Below are 22,064 nucleotides of genomic sequence, written 5' to 3' on the forward strand. Positions count from 1 at the left end.
CGAACTCGGTAGAGGTCGAAAGACGGGCAGATCCCAAACGGGCGGATCAAAAACTGCGATCGAGCGCCATCACCGATTGAACGTCGCCGAGTTCGCCTTTTGCTTCGATCTGCACTTCGTTGCGACCGAAAGCGTGAAGCAGCAACTCGGCAGGTTCACCCTGCAGGACAACACTGCGAGAGCCGGATTTGTGGACGACCGCGCTCTCTCCGGACGGAAGTTCGAAGATCACCTCGACAGCGGCTTTGCGGTAGCCCATCTTGCCGATCTGCCGCGCGTACTTCCACAGTTGAGCCTGCCGACCCTCCGACAACGGACGCGGCGCCCAGTTCAGGTGTGCGCGTCGTACATCTTCGTGGTGGATGAACATTTCCGTGGTGTTGACCTGCGCGTCGAGCCAGTACATCGGCGACCACCGAGGCGGCCCGCCGCGAACGTCGTCGAGGATGTCCTCCCACGGACGCGCCGCTGCGGCCTTTCGCACGGTCTCGGTGTGACCGGCCAGAGGGCTGAACATGATTCCGGGAGCGGCGTCGAGACGCCGCTCCCGGACGATCAGATGTGCTGCCAGGTCACGATTGGTCCACTCCCCACACAGCGTCGGAGCATCGGGGCCGAATTCGACCATGCTGTCCACCAGGGCGAGTCGTTCGTCATGAGCGAAGGTCACCTTCGCCAAAGTACTCGAACCGGACCGGGTTCGAGCGCAAGCGACCTGCTGTGCCGAATCTACGGAACCGCGATGACCGTCGGAATGATCATCGGACGGCGGCGGTACTTGTCCGCGACCCAGCGTCCGACGACGCGGCGCACGGACTGCGCGATGCGGTGAGCGTCGATGACACCTTCGCTCGCCAACCGTGTCAGGTCCGATTCCACGAGATCCGCGGCGGCCTTGAGGGCTGTCGGATCGTCGGAGAAACCGCGACCGGATACTTCGGGAGTGCTGACCGCGCGCCCCGTCGACTCGTTGATGACGATGGTGATGGCGATGAAGCCGCCCTCACCGAGCACGAGGCGATCGGAAAGCGTCGGCTCACCGACGTCACCGACGGACAGACCGTCGACGTAGACGTGTCCGACCGGTACCCGTCCGACGATCTCGGCGAGGCCGTCGACCATGTCGACCACGACGCCGTCCTCGGCCAATACGATGCGCTCTTCCGGAACGCCGGTTGCCTTGGCAAGCGCGGCGTTGGCACGCAGGTGGCGCCATTCACCGTGAACAGGCATGGCGTTGGTGGGCCGAACCGCGTTGTAGAGGTAAAGCAATTCACCAGCGGACGCGTGGCCCGAGACGTGAACCTTGGCGCTCTGCTGCGTCACGACGGTGGCACCGCGCTTGGCCAAACCGTTGACCACGGCAAAAACGGAGTTCTCGTTGCCCGGGATCAGCGAGGACGCCAGAACGACCAGGTCGTTGGCGCGGATGTTGATCTGGCGGTGTTCGCCTCGTGCCATCCGCGAGAGCGCTGCCAACGGCTCACCCTGCGAACCCGTGGAGATCAGAACCAGGCGATCGTCGGGAAGCGTCGCGGCGGTGTCGATGTCGACGACCAGGCCGTCAGGCACCGTGAGGTAGCCGAGATCCTGGGCGATCTGCATGTTGCGGACCATCGAGCGTCCGACGAAGACGATGCGGCGGTTGTACCGAGCGGCAACGTCGACGACCTGCTGGATGCGGTGCACGTGGCTGGCGAACGATGCCACGATGACGCGCTGCTTCGCCTTGCCGATGACGTTGTCGAGCACTCCCCCGATTTCGCGCTCGGGCGTGACGAATCCCGGGACCTCGGCGTTGGTCGAGTCCACGAGGAACAGGTCGACACCCTCGTCGCCCAGGCGGGAGAAACCGGCGAGGTCGGTCAGGCGGCCGTCGAGAGGCAGCTGATCGAGCTTGATGTCACCGGTGTGCAGTACGACGCCGGCGTCGGTGCGAATCGCGATCGCGAGCGCGTCGGGAATCGAGTGGTTGACGGCGAAGTACTCGCAGTCGAACGGGCCGTGGGTGGTGGTGTTTCCTTCGACGACCTCGACGAGGTTCGGTCGCAGGCGATGCTCGCGGCACTTGGCGGCAACGAGGGCGAGAGTGAACTTCGCGCCGATGACCGGAATGTCCGCGCGCAGGCGCAGCAAGAACGGCAGAGCACCGATGTGGTCCTCGTGTCCGTGAGTCAAGATGACGGCTTCGACGTCGTCCATACGGTCTTCGATGTAGCGGAAGTCCGGGAGGATCAGGTCGACGCCAGGCTGCTGGTCTTCGGGAAACAGCACACCGCAGTCGACGATCAGCAGCTTGCCGCGGTGCTCGAACACCGTCATGTTGCGGCCGATTTCACCGATGCCGCCCAGAGCGACGACGCGCAGACCTGATGCCGGCGCCTTCGGGGGTGTTCCGAGTCGACCAGTGGGATCGACGGCCGGACGGTTCTCGGGGCGCTTGTTTCCGCGCCCGTTGCCCGCCTTCGACGCTGCCGGACGGTTGCCGCCGGAAGATTTGCGCGGCGACCTGTCTTCGGTCGACTTCTTGGGTGCAGCAGATTTGGTGGCAGCGGACTTGGTTGCTGCAGATTTGGTTGCTGCAGATTTGGTTGCTGCGGCCTTCTTGGGCGGGGCGGCTGCGGCGGGGGCCGCTTCTGCCGCCGGCGCAGCTGGTGCCTCTACCGGTGCGGCCTTCGCGGCCGTTTCGGGAGCCGGAGGCGCGGGCGGACCGGCTTGACGACTGGCACTACGACGTCGGGGGGGACGGGTCATTTACAAAACTCCTGCCGCATGCAGATCGGCGGCAAGACCGTCGATCTGCTCTTTAGTGGGTGCAACCTGCGGAAGGCGTGGTTCTCCGACATCGATTCCGATGAGTCGCAGACCCGCCTTCGAAGCGCTGACACCGCCGAGACGGGCAACGGAACGAATCACAGGGATCAAACTGAGGTTTATCTCGCGTGCGCGGGCGATGTCGCCGGACACGAACGCGGTGTGAAGGTCGCGAAGGCGACCCGGAACAAGATGGCCGATGACGCTGACGAAGCCAGTAGCACCGACAGCGAGCCATGGCAGGTTCAGCGGGTCGTCACCGGAGAAGAACTGAAGCTCGGTGGTGCCGATCAACTCTGCGCCGGCGTTGAGGTCGCCCTTGGCGTCCTTGACGGCCTTGATCCGCGGATGCTCGGCGAGTCGGCGGATCGTCTCGGTCTCGATGGGGACGACGGAGCGGGGCGGAATGTCGTACAACATGACGGGCAGGTCGGTCGCGTTGGCGACGGCGGTGAAGTGTGCAAAAAGTCCGGCCTGGGGCGGACGCGAGTAGTACGGGGTGACGACGAGCAGACCGTGCGCTCCGGCGCGAGCCGCATCACGGGCGAGTTCGACACTGTGGGCGGTGTCGTTGCTGCCGGCGCCTGCGACGATCTTCGCGCGGTTGCCTACGGCGTCGATTACCGCGCGGAGCAGGTCGAGCTTCTCGGACTCGGTGGTGGTGGGAGATTCACCGGTGGTACCGGCAAGGACAAGGCCGTCGCAGCCGTTGTCGACGAGATGGGCTGCGAGGCGCACTCCCGCGTCGACGTCCAACTTCCCGTCGGCAGTGAACGGGGTCACCATCGCAACGGAAATGGTGCCGAACGGACGCTCGACAAGAGAAGCGGAATCACCGTAGGTCATGGTCAGAAGGTTACCCGGTTCAGCTCTTACTTCTGCACACGAGTCACGACTCGGCTGCAAATGCACTGACGGCGATTTCCGATCCGTCGCTTCCGCGGAGAATCTCGTAGTCCCCGAACACATTTGGCGCGACGTCGCGAAGCTGACGCAGGCACTCGACCGCGACTCGCCGGATCTCGACATCCGCATGTTCGGTGGCACGCATCTCGACGAAGTGCCGCCAGGCCCGATAGTTCCCGGTCACCACCAAGCGAGTCTCGGTGGCGTTGGGCAGCACCGAGCGTGCAGCTTGCCTGGCTTGCTTCCCCCGCATCGGGGCGCCGGGCACTGATTGCAGTTTCCTTTCGAGGGCGGTGAGCAGTTCACCGTAAGCGCGACGGCTTTCGTCGGTGGCCGACAGAAACAGTGCTTCGAGTTCGGGATCGCCTTCGACAGCCGGAGGCACGACGACGTTCGCATCGTTCTCGCGAACGAATCGCTGCGAGAGTTGCGAGTACGAGAAGTGCCGGTGACGAATCAATTCATGAGTGCACGAGCGCGAGATACCGGTGATGTAGAAGCTCACGGTTGCATGCTCGAGCACCGAAACGTGTCCGACCTCGAGCAGATGCCTCAGGTAGCCGGCGTTGGTTGCCGTGCGCGGATTCGGCTTGGACCAACTCTGGTAGCAGGCTCGACCGGAGAACTCGACAAGCGCTTCGCCGCCGTCGGCGTCCGTCTCCCACGGAATGCCCTCGGGCGGGAAGAACTCGGACTTCGCCACCAACTGCACTTTCAGCGACACCGTGTTCGGCACAACCCACTCCTCGACAAGCACGAAACAACCAGCACGAAACCCGGACGCTGTTCGCCTCAGGTGCGGGGCAACTCTATAGCGGTTGACCGTCCTCGAGATCGAGTGACGTCACCAGCAGCCTTGACTGACGTCACTTTTGACGCCACTCTGGTGTCATGGACATTTCGGAGTACACCGCAAAGCTGCAGAACGACCTTGTCACCGCAGCCGAACTCGGTGACGATCACACGCGCCGAATTGCGGCGTCGCTGTCCGCCGCCATCGAACCCTCGGTCCGCCTGGTCTTGCTGGCCGCGGCGACTGAGCTGGCCAAGGAGATCGGGGCGAAGCTCGGCGATCGAGAGGTCAAGGTCAATCTCGACGGCAGCGAGTTGCTGGTCGATGTGGTTCGCCCGCCCAGTTCGACTGGCGGCGATTCCGCCGACAACGAGAAGGCAGACGACGAGAAGAAGGACTCCACCTACTCGTTCGACGACGTCAGCGGAGATATCAGCCGAGTGACGTTGAGGATGATGGAGCAGATCAAAGCCCGCGCCGAGGAGGCAGCCAATCAGAACGGAGTCTCCCTCAACTCGTGGGTTTCACAAGCCGTTCAGGGCGCACTGCGGGACCAGATGCGCAAGAACGGCATGGACTAGTCCGACGCCACCCCGATCGCCGAATGATCTAATTGCGCAACTGCAGTAATCACGAACCGTTGCCGCAAGGCGAGAAGGAGCACGTTCATGGCTGTTTCGGGCGTCAAGGAATTCGAGATCAAGGCTGATCCGGCAACGGTGATGCAGGCCGTCGCCGCGGTAGATCGACTGCCGGAGTGGTCGTCTGCGCACAAGAAGATCACCATCGAGAGCACCCACGCCGACGGTCGCCCCCATCGCGTTCGCATGGCCGTGTCCATTCTGGGAATCAACGACGAGCAGGTAGTCGACTACACCTTCGAGGGCGACGAGAAGGTGACCTGGACCCTCGTCGAGAGCGGCCAGCAGAACCAGCAGGACGGCTCCTACGTCTTGACGCCCACCGACGGTGGAACCAAAGTCACCTTCGAATTGACCATCGATCCCAAGATTCCGCTGCCGGGTTTCCTGGTGAAGAAGGCGCAGAAGACGGCCCTGGAAACGGCAAGCAAGGGCCTGACGAAGTTCGTCGAAAACTTCTGAGCGCACACGCAATTCAGGCGGCCCTTACTTCGGCGTTCATCGCCGGGTAGGGGCCGTTTACTGCGAAGCCGAGCTGCGATTTCGCGGAAGTTCTTGCCGATGTCGAAGATTCGCCGGTAGCCGGGGACCGCCCGGAGTAACGTCGGCCGCGTGTCCGCCGAGACCGCAGAGCCCAACTCCATGGCACCCGTGCGCATCCTCGTCTACAGCGACGACGCGCACACGCGCGAGCAAGTCCGGCTCGCTCTCGGTGAGCGTCCACATCCCTCGATGCCCGCCATCGATTACGTCGAAGTCGCAACGGCGCCGATCGTCGTCGACAAGCTCGATGCCGGCGGAATCGATCTCGCAATTCTCGACGGCGAGGCCAGTCCGGCCGGCGGCATGGGCGTGGCGAAACAACTCAAGGACGAGATCGCCGACTGTCCACCGATCCTCGTACTGACCGGTCGACCCGACGATGCATGGCTGGCGTCGTGGTCGAGAGCGGAAGCCTCAGTGCCGCAGCCGATAGATCCGATCGAACTCGCTTCCACCGTCATCGCGCTTCTCCGTCGGCAACTGAGCCGGTGAGCACCCGTTGCAGCGGTGATTCGTTGCGGCGCCGACTACTTCGGACTTTCGAGAGCGAAACTCGGCACCCCGAAAATCAACCCAATGTCGGAGACCTCCCCTAGTGTGGGTGTCGCAGGTCACATAAATATCGAATTGCTGGCAGTATCGAAATCGAACGGCACCTTCGGGTTAACGGCACCTTCGGGTTAACGGCACCTTCGGGCTAGGCGGACATCCGCACAGCGGAGAGGAGTTCGGGTGACATGAACGCTTACATCCCCATTCTCGTTCTCGGGGTCATCGCGATGGCCTTCGCCGTGGTGTCGGTTGTTCTCGCGTCCGCGGTCGGCCCGAAGCGGTACAACAGGGCGAAGCTCGAAGCCTACGAATGCGGAATCGAGCCGGCACCCCGTACCGCTGGTGGTGGCCGGTTTCCCGTCAAGTTCTATCTGACGGCGATGCTGTTCATCATCTTCGACATCGAGATCGTTTTCCTCTATCCGTGGGCCGTGCATTTCGATTCGCTCGGCTTGTTCGGTCTCGCGGCCATGGGCCTTTTCATAGTCAACGTGTCGGTGGCATACGCATATGAATGGCGACGAGGCGGTCTCGGTTGGGACTAGCTGGGCGAAGACACGATCAACACAAAGAAGTCAGACAAAACCGGTCATACCGAAGCTGTTACGACTGAAAAGAGTCGGATATGGGTCTCGAAGAAAAGCTTCCCAGCGGATTTCTACTGACAACGGTCGAAGGCCTTGCCGGGTATGTCCGCAAAGGATCACTGTGGCCTGCCACCTTCGGGCTCGCGTGCTGCGCCATCGAGATGATGGCAACCACGTCCGGCCGCTTCGACCTGGCGCGGTTCGGCATGGAGGCCTTCCGCGCGTCGCCGCGCCAGGCAGACCTTCTGATCGTGGCCGGGAGAGTCAGTCAAAAGATGGGTCCGGTACTTCGTCAGGTCTATGACCAGATGGCCGAGCCGAAATGGGTTCTGGCCATGGGGGTGTGCGCCTCCTCCGGCGGAATGTTCAACAACTACGCAGTGGTACAGGGCGTCGACCACATCGTTCCGGTCGACATCTACTTGCCCGGCTGCCCGCCGCGGCCTGAGATGCTCCTCAACGCGATCATCGAGCTGCACCGGAAGATCCAGGAGATGCCCCTCGGCGTCAACCGCGAAGAGGCTCGCGCGGCAGCCGAGCGCGCGGCACTGGCATCCACCCCCACCATCGACATGAAGGGGCTGCTGCGATGACCTCGGGCAACACCGGCGCGAGAGGGATGTTCGGGGTCCGCGGCAGTGGCGACACCTCGGGCTACAGCCGTCTTGCCCCTCCAATCTCTGTAGAAGACAAGGCTTCTCGACCGTTCGGTGGATACTTCGACGAGGTTGCAGACTCCTTGGACGGCACATTGCGCAGCGCGGGTGACACTTTCAACGACGCAATCGAGCGAGTAACAGTCTTTCGAGACGAGATGACGCTGCACGTCGAACGGTCTCACCTCCCGCAGGTCGCGCGCAGACTGCGCGACGAACCGGATCTTCGCTTCGAACTCTGTCTGGGTGTCGACGGAGTGCACTACCCGCAGGACACCGGTCGCGAACTCCACGCCGTGTATCCACTCGCCTCCATTACGCACAATCGCCGGATCAGACTGGAAGTGTCTGTGCCGGATGCCGATCCGCACATTCCGTCGATCGTCGGGATCTACCCGACCAACGACTGGCACGAACGTGAGACCTACGACTTCTTCGGAATCGTCTTCGACGGTCACCCGGCATTGACCCGTATCGAGATGCCCGACGATTGGAAAGGCCACCCGCAGCGGAAGGACTATCCGCTCGGCGGTATCCCGGTCGAGTACAAGGGTGCCGAGACTCCGCCACCCGACGAGCGTAGGGCGTACAACTGATGAACAACACGACAGGAAGCAGCGCCGGCGCCACGACGGAAACCATCGTGACGGCGTCCGGTCAGGACTGGGACGACATCGTCACCGCAGCGGCCCGGCAGCGAACCGGCGAGGCCGAACGGATCGTGGTCAACATGGGCCCGCAGCATCCGTCCACGCACGGCGTCTTGCGCCTCATACTCGAAATCGAGGGTGAGACCGTCGTGGAAGCACGGTGTGGAATCGGCTACCTGCACACCGGAATCGAAAAGAATCTCGAATACCGGAACTGGACGCAGGGCGTCACTTTTGTTACTCGGATGGACTACCTGTCACCGTTCTTCAACGAAACCGCCTACTGCCTCGGAGTCGAGAAACTTCTCGACATCGCCGACGACATTCCCGAGCGAGCCACCGTCATTCGCGTGATGATGATGGAGCTCAATCGAATCTCGTCACATCTTGTCGCCCTGGCGACCGGCGGAATGGAACTGGGCGCCGTGACGGCGATGCTGTTCGGATTCCGCGAACGGGAACTGATTCTGGACGTGTTCGAGACGATCACCGGACTGCGGATGAATCACGCGTACATCAGGCCTGGCGGTCTGGCGCAAGATTTACCCGACGGCTCGGTGGCGAAGGTACGACATCTGTTGAAGGTCCTTCCTAAGCGGTTGCGAGACGTCGAATTGATGCTCAGCGACAACTCCATCTGGAAGGCCCGCACTCAGGGAATCGGATATCTCGATCTCACCGGTTGTATGGCGCTCGGAGTGACGGGACCGGTCCTGCGCGCCACAGGTCTCCCCCACGATCAGCGTCGAGCGCAGCCCTACTGCGGCTACGAGAATTACGAGTTCGATGTCGTGACGCACGACGGATCCGATTGCTACGGAAGGTACGTCATCCGCGTCGAGGAGATGAAGGAGTCCCTCAAGATCGTCGAGCAGTGTCTCGACAAGCTGCAACCGGGGCCGGTCATGGTGGACGACAAGAAGATCGCCTGGCCTGCCGATCTCGCCGTCGGACCTGATGGCCTCGGCAACTCGCAGAAGCACATCGCCAAGATCATGGAATCGTCCATGGAGGGTCTGATTCACCATTTCAAACTGGTCACCGAAGGCATCCGCGTGCCGCCCGGTCAGGTGTACGTCGCCGTGGAATCTCCGCGTGGCGAACTGGGGGTGCACATGGTCAGCGACGGGGGAACCCGGCCGTACCGCGTCCATTTCCGGGATCCGTCGTTCACAAACCTTCAAGCCGTAGCGGCGATGTGCGAGGGGGGCATGGTGTCCGACGTGATCGCTTCGGTCGCCAGTATCGATCCCGTCATGGGCGGAGTGGACCGATGACCGGCCCGAACGGTTCGTCACGGGTGTTCATCGAACTCGGACCGCGACCGGAGGAACCCACACAATTGGTACGCCCCGGCGCACGATCGAGCTATCCCCCCGACGTACTCGCCCGACTCGACGCCGACGCCGACACCGTCATCGCTCGTTATCGCGAGCCTGACGCCGCCGCGATAACCAGTCGATCGGCCCTCCTGCCGCTCCTTCACCTCGTGCAATCCGAGGACGGGTACATCACGCCGGCCGGGATCGATTTCTGCAGTGCCAAGCTAGGTTTGACGGGCGCTGAGGTCGCCGCCGTTTCCACTTTCTACTCCATGTATCGGCGTGGTCCGACGGGTGAGTATCTGGTCGGAGTCTGCACCAACACGCTGTGCGCGATCATGGGCGGTGACGACATCCTCGCGGCACTCGAAGAGCACCTGGGCTCGGCAGGGTCCAGGAACGAAGGCGGACACACCATCTCGACGGCCGACGGCAAGATCACCCTCGAACACATCGAGTGCAATGCGGCGTGCGACTACGCGCCCGTCGTGATGATCAACTGGGAGTTCTTCGACAACCAGACTCCGGAATCGGCGCGCTCACTTGTCGATGCGCTACGCGCCGGAGAGCGCGTGACGCCCAGTCGCGGTGCGACGCTGTGTTCGTTCCGACAGACCGCGCGCACCCTGGCCGGTTTCCCGGATACGCGAATCGAAGCGGCCGAAGCGCAGACCGTCGGCGGGGCAACTGTTGCCGGACTGCGTGTCAGCCGATCTCTCGACGACAATCGACCAGGCCCGGCTTCCGCGGTCGACGCTCCCGGCGAAGGGAAGTGACATGACACTCGCCCCCGTCCTGAGTCGCTACTGGGATAAACCGAACTCGTGGACCCTCGACAGCTACCTTCGTCACGACGGCTACAAGGCCCTACGCACAGCACTCGAAGGCTCCCCCGATGCCGTGATCGAGACGGTCAAGGACGCGGGCCTTCGCGGGCGCGGTGGCGCCGGCTTCCCGACGGGCCTGAAGTGGAGCTTCATCCCGCAGGTCTCTGAAGACACGCCCGGAGACGGCAAGCCTCATTACCTCGTCGTCAATGCCGACGAGTCCGAGCCTGGCACATGCAAGGACATGCCGTTGATGATGGCGACTCCCCACACGTTGGTGGAGGGAGTGATCATCGCAGCGTACGCAATTCGAGCAGCCAAGGCGTTCATCTACGTCAGGGGCGAGGTCGTCCCTGTCCTGCGACGCCTACAGACTGCTGTGGCCGAAGCCTACGCGGCCGGATACCTGGGCCGAAACATCCTCGGTTCGGGATTCGACCTGGATCTCGTCGTCCACGCCGGAGCCGGCGCGTATATCTGTGGGGAGGAGACAGCCCTTCTCGATTCTCTGGAGGGGCGGCGCGGTCAGCCTCGATTGCGGCCGCCGTTCCCCGCTGTCGCCGGCCTCTACGCCTGCCCGACCGTCGTCAATAACGTCGAGTCCATCGCGAGTGTTCCGTCGATCGTCCTGGGCGGCCCGGAGTGGTTCCGGTCGATGGGAAGTGAAAAGTCACCGGGATTCACGCTGTACTCGCTCTCGGGTCATGTCACCACACCCGGCCAGTACGAGGCGCCGCTCGGCATCACCTTGCGAGAGCTTCTCGACTACGCGGGCGGCGTTCGGGCTGGACACACCCTCAAGTTCTGGACTCCCGGCGGATCCTCGACACCGATCTTCACCGAGGAACACCTCGATGTCCCACTCGACTACGAGGGCGTCGGCGCCGCGGGATCGATGCTGGGCACCAAGGCACTGCAGATATTCGACGACACAACCTGCATCGTGCGCGCGGTGCTGCGATGGACCGAGTTCTACGCCCACGAATCCTGCGGTAAATGCACGCCGTGCCGAGAAGGCACGTACTGGCTGGTCCAGATCCTGCGGCGACTCGAAGGCGGAACAGGAACCGAAGCCGATCTCACCAAACTACTCGACATCTCGGACACGATCCTCGGAAAGTCCTTCTGCGCGTTAGGTGATGGAGCCACCAGCCCGATCATGTCCTCCATGAAGTACTTCCGCGAGGAATACGTCGCGCACTTCGACGGCAACGGATGCCCGTTCGATCCTCACCGGTCCGTACTCGCGACAGGAGCGTTCGTCTCATGACTGCAGCCGACGCCACCAAGACCGACACGGCACCGCCTACTGATCTGGTCACTCTCACCATCGACGGCCGAGAACTTCAGGTTCCCAAGGGCACGTTGATCATTCGCGCTGCAGAGATGATCGGCACCCAGATTCCGCGGTTCTGCGATCATCCCCTTCTGGATCCGGTCGGGGCGTGCCGCCAGTGCATCGTGGAGGTCGAAGGTCAACGCAAGCCGGTGGCGTCCTGCACGACACCGGTTGCGGACGGAATGGTCGTCACCACGCAACTCACGTCGCCGGTGGCCGAGAAGGCGCAGCGGGGGGTGATGGAACTCCTGCTCATCAACCACCCTCTGGACTGCCCCGTGTGCGACAAGGGCGGCGAGTGCCCGCTCCAGAACCAGGCGATGTCGACCGGTCGCACGGAATCGCGGTTCGGTGAGGAGAAACGGACCTACCCCAAACCCATCCCACTCTCGTCCGAGATCCTCCTCGACCGCGAGCGTTGTGTCCTCTGTGCCAGGTGCACACGGTTTTCGGGCCAGATCGCCGGCGACCCGTTCATCGATCTCCTCGAGCGCGGTGCGCTTCAACAGGTCGGGATCTACGCCAACGAGCCTTTCGAGTCTTACTTCTCGGGTAACACGATCCAAATATGCCCGGTCGGTGCGCTCACCAGCACGGCATACCGATTCCGGGCGCGCCCGTTCGATCTGGTGTCCAGTCCCAGCGTGTGCGAGCACTGCGCCGACGGATGCGCCCAGCGCACCGACCACCGTCGCGGCAAGGTTCTTCGTCGTCTCGCCGGGGACGACCCCGACGTCAACGAGGAGTGGAACTGCGACAAGGGACGTTTCGCTTTCACATACACGACCCAAGGCGATCGCATCACCACCCCCCTCATCCGCAACGCTGACGGCGAATTGATTCCGGCGTCGTGGCCCATGGCACTCGACCTCGTTGCGCGATCCTTCGCACAGGCCCACGGTGACGCAGGCGTACTCGTCGGTGGACGATCGACCCGGGAGGACGCGTACGCCTACAGCAAGTTCGCGCGAGTTGCTCTCGCTACCAACAACATCGACTTCCGAATCCGCGCTCACTCAGGCGAAGAGACCAGCTTTATCTCAGCTCACGTCGCTGGCCGCACGCTCGAAGAGTCGGTGACGTACCAAGATCTCGAATCAGCCCCGGCTGCGTTGCTGGTCGCTCTCGAGCCCGAGGAGGAGTCACCGATCATCTTCCTGCGGCTACGCAAAGCCGCTCGTTTCGGCAAGACAACGGTGCTCGCCAGCGCGCCGTTCGCTACGCGAGGCCTGCAGAAGATGGGGGGTGCTTTGCTTCGGACCGTACCCGGAAGTGAAGCAGCTCTGATGGATTCGTTGGCTCGCCCCAGTAGTGAGGAGGGTCAGCTCCTCCGACAGCCCGGCGCAGTGATCCTGCTGGGCGAACGACTCAGTGAGGTGACGGGTGGCTTCTCGGCGGCAGTACGTCTCGCCGAAGCGACGGGAGCTTCCCTGGCTTGGGTCCCACGCCGCGCTGGTGATCGCGGCGCCGTCGAGGCTGGTGCGCTACCGGGAATGCTTCCCGGTGGACGCCTCGTTGCGGACCCGCTGGCGCGTCGAGAGGTGGAATCGGTGTGGGACGCCCCCATCCCGACGTCCGACGGTCGCGACGCCGCGAGCCTCCTGGATTCGAGGCGGACGACTGCTGCGCTTCTTGTCGGCGGCGTCGAGTTGAGTGATCTCCCGAACCCGGCGAAGGCGCGCGCCGCGATCGAAGCCGCCGGATTCGTGGTGAGCTTGGAAATCCGTCACAGCGAAGTCACCGAACTCGCCGACGTCGTCTTCCCGGTGGCACCGGTCGCCGAGAAGCCCGGAACCTTCCTCGACTGGGAAGGCCGCGAGCGTGTGTTCGACACGGCATTGAGAACAACAGGCGTAATGCCAGATCAGCGCGTTCTCCACGCGATCGCAGCGGAGATGGGTATCGATCTGGGGCTGCCCGACGCAGATTCCGCGCGCGCAGAGATACACCGCCTCGGGGTGTGGTCCGGATTACGCCCCACCTCACCTCAGGTACCCGCAGGCGCCGCGCCCACACCGGCGCTAGGCGAGGCGGTGTTGTCGAGTTGGCGAATGTTGCTCGACAACGGCCGTTTGCAGGACGGCGAGCCCAACCTGGCGGGTACTGCACGGTCCCCGCTCGTGCGTTTGTCGGCCGAGACCGCGGCCGAGATCGAAGCCGATAACGGTGATCAGGTTGCCGTGTCGACTGAATCCGGCACCGTCACTTTGCCGTTGGAGATCACCGAACTACCACCTCGAACTGTCTGGTTGCCGCTCAATTCACCGGGTAGCACCGTCTACGAAACACTCTGCGCCACCGCGGGATCGATCGTGAAGATCGCGAAGGCGGGAACGCAATGACCGCCCACGAGTACGAGAGCGTCGCTGCTCCGGTCGACCTGTCGGCGTTCGGACACGACCCGTGGTGGTTAGTGATCGGCAAGGCTCTCGCCATCTTCGTGTTCCTCGTACTCACCCCGCTGGTGGCGATCTACGCGGAACGAAAAGTCATGGCGCGTATGCAGATGCGTGTCGGACCGAACCGCGTCGGCCCCCGCGGAATGCTCCAGAGCCTCGCTGACGGAATCAAGCTCGCCCTCAAGGAAGGCATCACTCCTACCGGAGCCGACAAACCGATTTATCTCCTCGCGCCCGTCATCGCAGTCGTGCCCGCGTTCATGGCTTTTGCCGTCATTCCGTTCGGTCCGCAGGTGTCGATCTTCGGAACCCTTTCACCCTTGCAGCTGACCGATCTGCCGGTCGGAGTTCTCTACATCCTGGCCGTGACCTCGATCGGTGTGTACGGCATCGTGCTTGCCGGCTGGTCGTCGGGATCGACGTATCCACTACTGGGCGCACTTCGATCGACCGCGCAGGTCATCTCGTACGAGGTAGCGATGGGACTGTCCTTCGCCGCAGTCTTCCTCTACGCCGGAACGATGTCCACGTCCGGAATCGTCAGTGCCCAACAAGGTGCCTGGTACGTCTTTCTTCTCCTGCCGTCTTTCCTGATCTACGTGACAGCGATGGTCGGCGAAACCAATAGAGCGCCCTTCGACCTTCCGGAGGCCGAGGGTGAGCTGGTAGGTGGGTTCCACACCGAGTACTCCTCACTCAAGTTCGCGATGTTCATGCTGGCCGAGTACGTGAACATGGTGACGGTGTCCGCTCTGGCCACGACGCTGTTTCTGGGCGGGTGGCACGCACCGTTCCCATTCAATCTGTGGGACGGCGCCAATTCCGCTTGGTGGCCCGTGCTGTGGTTTGTCGCCAAGGTGTGGGGCTTCCTCTTCGTCTTCATCTGGTTGCGCAGCACACTTCCGCGGTTGCGCTACGACCAGTTCATGAATCTCGGCTGGAAGATTCTCATCCCCGCGGCCTTGGTGTGGGTGATGGTGATCGCGACTGTTCGCGCCTTCCGCAACGAGGGTTACAACACCTGGCTCGTACTTCTCTGCGTCGCACTGGTTCTCGGAGCCGGGCTCCTGATGGTGTTGGCCGGAACCTACCGTGGCCGTCGCCGAACCGCCGCGTTGGTGCCCGATTCGGGGGCCACACCTTTCGATGCGATGTCGGGCGGCTTCCCGGTTCCACCCCTGCCGGGTCAAACACTGCCTGGTCAAACGCTGCCGACCCGAAAACCACCGGGTCAGAACGTGCCACCGCCGCGGCGGACAGATGTTTCCGACACATCGGAGGACTCCCATGCCTGAATTCCTCGGACCTATCGCGGGTTTCGGAGTGACGCTCTCGACAATGTTCAAGAAGCCCGAGACAGAGTTCTATCCGGAGGAGAAGCGCCCCACCGCCCCCGGATATCACGGTCGCCACCAACTCAACCGGTATGCGGACGGACTCGAGAAGTGCATCGGATGCGAGCTGTGCGCGTGGGCCTGCCCCGCTGACGCAATCTACGTCGAAGGCGCTGACAACACCGAAGAAGAACGGTTCTCTCCCGGTGAGCGTTACGGGCGGGTGTATCAGATCAACTACCTGCGGTGCATCGGCTGTGGCCTCTGCGTCGAGGCATGCCCCACTCGGGCCCTCACGATGACCAACGAGTACGAGATGACCGACGACAACCGAGCCGGGTTGATCTACGAGAAGGACCGCCTCCTCGCACCATTGAAGCCCGACATGACGGCACCACCACACGCGCTGCGTCCCGGCACAACTCAGGACGACTACTACCGCGGCGACATCGCAGCAGCATCAGAGCAAGCAGCACCCGCGCAAGCAGCACCCGAACCGAAGCCGAGCCAGGAGACCGAGAAATGATCGCGGCGGTCACTACTACGATTCTGGCGGAGGGAACGATGACTTCGACCTCCACCGGCGAAGCGGTGCAGTTCTGGATCCTCGGAACCTTGGCGGTGATCAGCGCTTTGGGTGTCGTGGCCGCTCCCAAAGCCGTCTATTCTGCACTCTTCCTTGCAATGACGATGATCATCCTGGCCGTGTTCTACATCGTGCAGGGCGCGCTGTTCCTGGGCGTCGTCCAGATCGTCGTCTACACCGGCGCGGTGATGATGTTGTTCTTGTTCGTCTTGATGCTGGTGGGCGTGGATTCTTCGGATTCCTTGATCGAAACTCTACGGGGACAACGAGTCAGCGCGATCGTGATCGGCGTCGGATTCGGGCTGCTGCTCATCGGTGGCCTCGGTAATGCGTCGATCTCGGGCTTCACCGGCTTCACCGGACTCGAGCAGGGCAACATCGACGCTCTCGCCGATCTCATTTTCATCCGCTACGTCTGGGCCTTCGAACTGACCGGCGCACTACTGATCACGGCGACACTCGGCGCCATGATGCTCGCGCATCGGGAGAAGATCGGAGCGACACTCAGCCAACGGGAACTCTCGCAGCAACGGTTCGCGTACCTGGGCAGCGATGAGAACAATCCCGAAAAAGGCTCGGCCACTCCACTCCCGAGCCCCGGTGTGTACGCACGACACAACGCGGTGGACATGCCGGCCTTGTTGCCGGACGGATCGTACTCGACACTCTCCGTCAGCAGCGCGCTCACTCCGCGATCCCCGGATCCGAGTACCGGTGAGGAGTCTGCGCGATGAATCCCGAGAACTACCTGTATCTGTCGGTCCTGTTGTTCACCATCGGGGCTGCGGGAGTCCTCCTGCGACGCAACGCCATCGTGGTGTTCATGTGCATCGAGTTGATGCTCAACGCCGCCAATCTGGCGTTCGTGACTTTCGCGCGTATGTACGGCAATCTCGACGGCCAGATCTTCGCCTTCTTCACGATGGTGGTCGCTGCAGCCGAAGTTGTCGTCGGCCTGGCAATCATCATGATCATCTTCCGATCTCGGCGTTCTGTATCCGTCGACGACGCAGACCTGCTGAAGTACTGACATGTCAGGAGGAATCACGTCCGCCATCTGGTTGCTCCCCGCCCTGCCGCTGTGCGGTGCCGCTGTCCTTTTGCTGGCCGGTCGCCGCACGAACGTGTGGGGTCACCTGCTCGCCTGCGTCATGGCTGTCGCGTCGTTTGTCGTGGCGGTAGTATTTTTCATCGCCATGCTCGGCCGCGACACCGCCGACCGCACCGTTACCGAGCACCTGTTCAGTTGGGTCCCGGTCGACAGTCTTCAAGTCGAGTTCGGACTACAGCTGGACCAACTGTCGATGTGTTTCGTTCTGCTCATCACGGGTGTGGGTTCGCTGATCCACATCTACTCGGTCGGTTACATGGCGCACGATCTCGAGCGTCGTAAGTTCTTCGCGTACCTCAATCTATTCCTGGCAGCGATGCTGCTCCTGGTCCTCGCCGACAATTTCCTCGGACTCTACGTCGGCTGGGAAGGCGTCGGTTTGGCGTCGTACCTGCTCATCGGATTCTGGCAGCACAAGCCGTCGGCAGCGACCGCGGCGAAGAAGGCCTTTGTCGTCAATCGGGTCGGCGACATCGGCTTGATGATCGCAATGATGTTGATGTTCAGCACGTTCGGCTCGCTCTCGTTCAGCAACGTCTTCGGCGACGCGTCCGGCGCAAGCGAAGGTCTCCTGACGGCGATCGGACTGATGCTCCTCCTCGCTGCGTGCGCGAAGTCGGCGCAGGTGCCACTGCAATCGTGGCTCGGCGACGCGATGGAGGGCCCCACCCCCGTATCGGCACTGATCCACGCCGCCACGATGGTCACTGCCGGTGTGTACCTGATCGTGCGCTCGAATCCGATCTTCGATCTCGCACCCGACGCTCAACTCGTGGTTGTCATCGTCGGCGCGGTGACGCTCTTGTTCGGTGCGATCATCGGCTGTGCGAAAGACGACATCAAGAAAGCGCTCGCCGCATCGACCATGAGCCAGATCGGATACATGGTCCTGGCTGCGGGTCTCGGACCGGCCGGATATGCCTTCGCGATTTTGCACCTCATCACCCACGGATTCTTCAAGGCTGGTCTGTTCCTCGGCGCAGGTTCGGTGATGCACGCGATGAACGACGAAACCGACATGCGGCGCTACGGCGGACTCCGAGCGTTCATGCCACTGACTTTTGTCACATTCGGACTCGGTTACCTTGCCATCATCGGTGTTCCGCCGTTCGCAGGATTCTTCTCCAAGGACAAGATCATCGAGGTTGCAATCGGCGAGGGCGGCGTCAAGGGTGTTGTGCTGGGCATCGTCACGCTCTTGGGTGCGGCGCTCACTGCCTTCTACATGAGCCGCGTGATGCTGATGACCTTCTTCGGGAAGGCCCGCTGGGAGAACGAGAAACCTCACGAATCTCCGGCGGTGATGACGTCTCCGATGATCATTCTGGCGGTGGGATCCGTCGGGGCCGGCATGCTCCTGACCATCGGGTCCAGCTTGCAGAACTGGCTGGAACCGGTTGTCGGCTCCCATCACGTCGAACCGCCGATACCCGCATGGTCGATCACCGCGCTGGCGCTGCTCGCAGTCGCCGCCGGCGTCGCGATTGCTTATCGCGAGTACGCCACCCGGGAGATTCCAGTGGCGCCACCGACTCCGGTTTCTCCGTTGACCGTTGCGGCTCGCCGTGATCTGTACGGTGACGCCTTCAACGAGGCGGTGTTCATGAAGCCGGGACAACAACTCACCAAGTCGCTGGAAGTGGTCGACACCAAGGGAGTAGGCGGCGTTGTGGGCAGCTTTGCGTTGGTCGTCACCGGGTTGTCCACGCTCACGCGGAAGCTGCAGACCGGGTTTGTTCGTTCGTACGCGCTGGTGATGTTTGTCGGAGCAACACTCGTGGTCGCGACAATGATGGCGGTGACACTGTGGTGATCGAAGCGGCGGTGAGCGACTCTGTGACTAATGCCGGCTTCCCTGCGCTGACGGCGCTCTGGCTGCTTCCGCTCATCGGAGCGGGTGTTGTCCTCGCTCTGCCGGCACGGTCGTACCAATTTGCCAAATCTCTCGCGTTGGCTGTGTCCGTGGCGGTCCTGGTGGTCGCCGCCGTTCTCGGAGTTGCGTTCGACCGCGGCGGCGAACAATTTCAGTTCGTCGAAAGCCACAGCTGGATACCGGCTTTCGGTGCCAGCTACACACTTGGACTCGACGGGATCGCGCTCGTTCTGGTTCTTCTCACCGCCGTGCTGGTTCCATTACTTCTGATCGCGGGATGGAACGACGTCCCCGCGGACCCGGCATCACCCAAGCGGATGCCGCACACCTATTTCGCCCTGATCCTTGTTGTCGAGTCCATGGTGATGATTTCCTTCAGCGCCTTGGACATTCTCTTGTTCTACATTTTCTTCGAGGCGATGCTGATACCGATGTATTTCCTCATCGGCGGGTTCGGCGGAGTTGGTAGATCTCGCGCCGCCGTGAAGTTTCTGCTCTACAACCTCCTCGGCGGCCTGGTCATGCTCGCTGCGGTCATCGGCCTGTACGTGGTCACCACTCGCGACGAGAGTCCCTTCACCAGCGGCACTTTCGATTTCCGGGCGATCGCCTCAGCGGCAAACAGCGGTGAACTCGGTGTGGGACCCGGGGTGCTCAACGCATTGTTCCTCGGATTCATGTTCGCGTTCGCGGTGAAAGCACCCCTCTGGCCGCTGCACAGTTGGTTGCCCGACTCCGCGGTGGAATCGACTCCGTCGACTGCGGTGTTGATGATGGCCGTCGTGGACAAGGTAGGCACCTTCGCGATGATTCGCTACTGCCTGCAACTGTTCCCGGAGTCGTCGTCGACTTTTGCACCGTGGATCATCACGCTCGCCGTGATCGGAATCGTCTACGGCGCAATACTGGCGATCGCGCAAACAGACGTCATGCGACTGATCGCCTACACGTCGATCTCACACTTCGGCTTCATCATTCTCGGAATCTTCGCGATGACCAGCCAGAGCCAGGCAGGTTCCGCGCTGTACATGGTCAATCACGGAATCTCCACTGCCGCGCTGTTCTTGATTGCGGGCTTCCTCGTCTCGCAGCGAGGTACTCGATCTATCTCGGCGTACGGCGGCGTACAGAAAGTCGCACCCGTCCTTGCCGGCACATTCCTCGTTGCGGGGTTGGCAACGCTGTCGCTGCCGGGTCTGGCTCCGTTCATCAGTGAATTCCTGGTGCTGATCGGAACGTACTCGCGCTACCACGTCGCCGCTATCGCGGCGACTGCCGCGCTCGTACTGTCCGCGATCTACATACTCTGGCTCTACCAGCGCATGATGGGCGGACCCGTGAAGGAAGGGCAGGGAACGATCCGCGACCTCGCGCGACGCGAACTCGTGGTGGTCGCCCCTCTGATCGCACTCCTGCTGCTTCTCGGCATCTACCCCAAGCCTGCCTTGGACGTCATCACTCCTGCAGTGAGCCACACGGTCGTCTACGAGGCACCGACGCCGCTCGTCGCCGACCACGAAGGAGGTGCCCACAAATGAGTTCCTTCAACGACGTGACCATCCTCGGCTCGGCCGACGCGGCATCACCCAGTATCGAATACAGCCTGCTCTCGCCGATGCTGATCGTGTTCGGTGTTGCGGTGGTCGGGGTACTCATCGAAGCCTTTGCACCCCGGCGTATTCGGTACCCAGTGCAACTCGTCCTCGGTGTCGGAGGTTTGGCAGCCGCATTCGTGGCAGTGCTTCTGCTCGCCGGCACGCGGTCGACGGCGATGATGGGTTCTGTTGCGGTCGACGGACCGACGCTGTTCTTGCAGGCCACGATCCTTCTTGTGTCGATCCCCGCGGTACTGCTGATTGCCGAGCGAGGCTCGGGCAACACCGCCGAAGTGATTGCGCAACATGACGCGCTCGGCAGTTTCACCCCTCAAGCGTCGAGCGTCCCGGGAAGTGTTGCGGAGCAAGAAGCATTGAAGGTCGGTATCGCCCAGACCGAAGTCTTTCCTCTCACGCTCTTTGCGGTCGGCGGTATGTTGCTGTTTCCGGCTTCGAACGATCTACTGACGATGTTCGTTGCGCTCGAAGTGTTCTCACTGCCTCTGTATCTCCTGTGTGGTCTGGCACGCAGACGTCGCCTGCTCTCCCAGGAAGCTGCGCTCAAGTACTTTCTGCTCGGGGCATTTTCGTCGGCGTTCTTCGTTTTCGGAATTGCGTTGCTGTACGGCTATGCCGGGACGGTCACACTCTCCGGTATCGCCGACGCAGCACGCATCGGGTCGGGTACCGACGCCTTCCTGTGGCTCGGGACAGCACTCGTGGCGGTGGGATTGCTGTTCAAAGTCGGTGCCGTGCCGTTCCATTCGTGGATTCCCGACGTCTATCAAGGGGCGCCGACGCCGATCACCAGTTTCATGGCGACTGCGACCAAGATCGCCGCATTCGGTGCCATCCTTCGTGTCTTCTATGTGGCCCTGCCCAACGAATACGTGAACTGGCGTCCGCTGATGTGGGCGGTCGCGATACTCACGATGGTTGTCGGATCGATCGTCGCTGTGACGCAAACCGACATGAAGCGGATGCTGGCCTATTCGGCTATCGCGCACACCGGATTCATTCTGACCGCCGTGGTGGCGAACTCGAATGCCGGCCTCGCCTCGGCGATGTTCTATCTTCTGGCTTACGGATTCAGCACCGTGGGTGCGTTCGCCGTCGTCAGTTTGGTCCGGGACGCTGACGGTGAGGTCGCGACGCTCTCGCGCTGGGCAGGATTGGGTCGGCGCTCACCACTGGTCGGAGTTGTGTTTGCACTTTTCCTGTTGGCTTTCGCCGGGATCCCGTTGACCAGTGGGTTCATCGGAAAGTTTGCCGTGTTCAGCGCGGCCGCCGAGGGTGGTGCCGCACCTCTCGTGATCGTCGGCGTGCTGAGCAGCGCGATCGCCGCGTATTTCTACGTGCGAGTGATCGTGTTGATGTTCTTCACCGAATCGGCCGCGGACGCACCAACCGTCGTGGTACCGAGCGCACTGACCAGCAGCGTGATCGGCCTCGGTGCCGGTGTCACGCTCATTCTCGGCATACTCCCCCAGCCGGCGCTCGATCTCGCCGAGCGTGCAGCGGACTTCCTACGCTGAG

21 protein-coding genes are annotated in these 22,064 nt (G+C 62.3%); 17 read left to right on the forward strand and 4 right to left on the reverse strand.

Annotated elements, in window-relative coordinates; translation table 11 throughout:
* Positions 1–46 precede the first annotated feature (46 nt).
* Genes ACSW29_RS23125 through thyX form a run of 4 tightly spaced genes read right to left on the reverse strand, consistent with a single transcriptional unit; the run spans position 47 to position 4,456 of the window.
* Positions 47–670: a TIGR03085 family metal-binding protein gene (locus tag ACSW29_RS23125; RefSeq protein ID WP_317828589.1), complete on the reverse strand. Its 624-nt coding sequence runs from the start codon at positions 668–670 to the stop codon at positions 47–49.
* Positions 671–729: 59 nt separating this feature from the next.
* Positions 730–2,754 carry a ribonuclease J gene (locus tag ACSW29_RS23130; RefSeq protein ID WP_347872599.1) on the reverse strand — a complete coding sequence of 675 codons (2,025 nt, stop codon included), beginning with the start codon at positions 2,752–2,754 and terminating at the stop codon, positions 730–732.
* Positions 2,755–3,660, reverse strand: a complete 906-nt coding sequence (dapA, locus tag ACSW29_RS23135) for a 4-hydroxy-tetrahydrodipicolinate synthase (RefSeq protein WP_003942142.1) — start codon at positions 3,658–3,660, stop codon at positions 2,755–2,757.
* 43 nt (positions 3,661–3,703) lie between these two features.
* Positions 3,704–4,456 carry an FAD-dependent thymidylate synthase gene (gene thyX, locus ACSW29_RS23140; RefSeq protein ID WP_317828591.1) on the reverse strand — a complete coding sequence of 251 codons (753 nt, stop codon included), beginning with the start codon at positions 4,454–4,456 and terminating at the stop codon, positions 3,704–3,706.
* A 155-nt stretch (positions 4,457–4,611) separates the two neighbouring features.
* On the opposite strand from thyX, the gene ACSW29_RS23145 reads away from it, so the two are divergent.
* The 17 genes from ACSW29_RS23145 (at position 4,612) to nuoN (ending at position 22,063) form a co-directional block, all read left to right on the forward strand.
* Positions 4,612–5,094, forward strand: a complete 483-nt coding sequence (locus tag ACSW29_RS23145) for a toxin-antitoxin system HicB family antitoxin (protein WP_230817122.1) — start codon at positions 4,612–4,614, stop codon at positions 5,092–5,094.
* Positions 5,095–5,181: 87 nt separating this feature from the next.
* Entirely contained in the window at positions 5,182–5,616 is a 435-nt protein-coding gene (locus ACSW29_RS23150) for an SRPBCC family protein (protein ID WP_230817121.1), read from the forward strand.
* Between the two features lie 180 nt (positions 5,617–5,796).
* Entirely contained in the window at positions 5,797–6,189 is a 393-nt protein-coding gene (locus tag ACSW29_RS23155) for an Rv3143 family two-component system response regulator (RefSeq protein ID WP_448278550.1), read from the forward strand.
* Between the two features lie 245 nt (positions 6,190–6,434).
* Positions 6,435–6,794: an NADH-quinone oxidoreductase subunit A gene (locus ACSW29_RS23160; RefSeq protein WP_347872597.1), complete on the forward strand. Its 360-nt coding sequence runs from the start codon at positions 6,435–6,437 to the stop codon at positions 6,792–6,794.
* A gap of 80 nt (positions 6,795–6,874) precedes the next feature.
* Entirely contained in the window at positions 6,875–7,429 is a 555-nt protein-coding gene (locus ACSW29_RS23165; RefSeq protein WP_095970587.1) for a NuoB/complex I 20 kDa subunit family protein, read from the forward strand.
* Positions 7,426–8,088 (forward strand): NADH-quinone oxidoreductase subunit C, encoded by a 663-nt coding sequence (locus tag ACSW29_RS23170; protein WP_448278385.1) that lies wholly within the window; start codon positions 7,426–7,428, stop codon positions 8,086–8,088. The genes ACSW29_RS23165 and ACSW29_RS23170 overlap by 4 nt, the downstream gene beginning before the upstream one ends.
* Positions 8,088–9,419: an NADH dehydrogenase (quinone) subunit D gene (nuoD, locus tag ACSW29_RS23175; RefSeq protein WP_448278386.1), complete on the forward strand. Its 1,332-nt coding sequence runs from the start codon at positions 8,088–8,090 to the stop codon at positions 9,417–9,419. Before ACSW29_RS23170 ends, nuoD begins: the two co-directional genes overlap by 1 nt.
* Positions 9,416–10,240 (forward strand): NADH-quinone oxidoreductase subunit NuoE, encoded by an 825-nt coding sequence (nuoE, locus tag ACSW29_RS23180; protein ID WP_317828593.1) that lies wholly within the window; start codon positions 9,416–9,418, stop codon positions 10,238–10,240. Before nuoD ends, nuoE begins: the two co-directional genes overlap by 4 nt.
* Position 10,241: 1 nt before the next feature.
* On the forward strand, positions 10,242–11,561 hold the full coding sequence (gene nuoF / locus ACSW29_RS23185; protein WP_317828594.1) for an NADH-quinone oxidoreductase subunit NuoF: 1,320 nt from the start codon (positions 10,242–10,244) through the stop codon (positions 11,559–11,561).
* Positions 11,558–13,972, forward strand: coding sequence for an NADH-quinone oxidoreductase subunit G (locus ACSW29_RS23190; RefSeq protein ID WP_448278387.1), 2,415 nt, complete (start codon positions 11,558–11,560; stop codon positions 13,970–13,972). The genes nuoF and ACSW29_RS23190 overlap by 4 nt, the downstream gene beginning before the upstream one ends.
* Positions 13,969–15,324 carry an NADH-quinone oxidoreductase subunit NuoH gene (nuoH, locus tag ACSW29_RS23195; RefSeq protein WP_317828596.1) on the forward strand — a complete coding sequence of 452 codons (1,356 nt, stop codon included), beginning with the start codon at positions 13,969–13,971 and terminating at the stop codon, positions 15,322–15,324. The genes ACSW29_RS23190 and nuoH overlap by 4 nt, the downstream gene beginning before the upstream one ends.
* On the forward strand, positions 15,317–15,889 hold the full coding sequence (gene nuoI, locus ACSW29_RS23200; RefSeq protein WP_448278388.1) for an NADH-quinone oxidoreductase subunit NuoI: 573 nt from the start codon (positions 15,317–15,319) through the stop codon (positions 15,887–15,889). Before nuoH ends, nuoI begins: the two co-directional genes overlap by 8 nt.
* A complete protein-coding gene (locus tag ACSW29_RS23205; protein ID WP_347872590.1) occupies positions 15,886–16,683 on the forward strand; it encodes an NADH-quinone oxidoreductase subunit J in 798 nt (265 codons plus the stop codon). The genes nuoI and ACSW29_RS23205 overlap by 4 nt, the downstream gene beginning before the upstream one ends.
* On the forward strand, positions 16,680–16,979 hold the full coding sequence (gene nuoK / locus ACSW29_RS23210) for an NADH-quinone oxidoreductase subunit NuoK (protein ID WP_448278389.1): 300 nt from the start codon (positions 16,680–16,682) through the stop codon (positions 16,977–16,979). The genes ACSW29_RS23205 and nuoK overlap by 4 nt, the downstream gene beginning before the upstream one ends.
* 1 nt (position 16,980) lies before the next feature.
* The gene (gene nuoL / locus ACSW29_RS23215; RefSeq protein ID WP_448278390.1) at positions 16,981–18,873 is read left to right on the forward strand and encodes an NADH-quinone oxidoreductase subunit L; all 1,893 of its coding nucleotides are present in this window, start codon (positions 16,981–16,983) and stop codon (positions 18,871–18,873) included.
* The gene (locus tag ACSW29_RS23220; protein WP_448278391.1) at positions 18,867–20,471 is read left to right on the forward strand and encodes an NADH-quinone oxidoreductase subunit M; all 1,605 of its coding nucleotides are present in this window, start codon (positions 18,867–18,869) and stop codon (positions 20,469–20,471) included. The genes nuoL and ACSW29_RS23220 overlap by 7 nt, the downstream gene beginning before the upstream one ends.
* Positions 20,468–22,063, forward strand: a complete 1,596-nt coding sequence (nuoN, locus tag ACSW29_RS23225) for an NADH-quinone oxidoreductase subunit NuoN (protein ID WP_448278392.1) — start codon at positions 20,468–20,470, stop codon at positions 22,061–22,063. The genes ACSW29_RS23220 and nuoN overlap by 4 nt, the downstream gene beginning before the upstream one ends.
* Position 22,064: the final 1 nt, after the last annotated feature.

The sequence above is a fragment of the Rhodococcus sp. GB-02 genome, from assembly GCF_053470465.1.